Origin of the sequence: Acinetobacter sp. NIOH-H-8 (genome assembly GCF_046635365.1) — a bacterium.
Lineage (GTDB): Bacteria > Pseudomonadota > Gammaproteobacteria > Pseudomonadales > Moraxellaceae > Acinetobacter.
Map to the genome: position 1 here is coordinate 1 of NZ_JBHDVN010000261.1, position 417 is coordinate 417.

General features: G+C 52.8%; 1 protein-coding gene. It reads left to right on the forward strand.

Annotated elements, in window-relative coordinates; all coding sequences use genetic code 11:
- Positions 1-417, forward strand: a 417-nt coding sequence (locus ACEWB7_RS18130) for an alpha-amylase family glycosyl hydrolase (protein ID WP_411581106.1), incomplete at both ends; no start/stop codon positions are given.

Genomic DNA, 417 nt, shown 5'->3' on the forward strand with positions numbered 1-417 from the left:
GGCGACGGGCGTCGCTTCTACACCGACGGGCCACGAGCACACGAATTTTTGCACGAGATGAACCGCGATGTGTTTACGCCACACGGGTTAATGACCGTAGGTGAAATGTCCTCCACCAGCCTTGAGCATTGCCAGCGATACGCGGCACTGACAGGCAGTGAATTGTCGATGACCTTTAATTTTCATCACCTGAAGGTCGATTATCCCGATGGTGAAAAATGGACGCTGGCTAAACCTGACTTTGTGGCGTTGAAAACATTGTTCCGCCACTGGCAACAAGGAATGCACAACGTGGCATGGAATGCCTTGTTCTGGTGTAACCACGATCAGCCGCGCATTGTTTCTCGCTTTGGTGATGAAGGTGAATACCGCGTGCCTGCGGCAAAAATGCTGGCGATGGTGCTGCATGGCATGCAG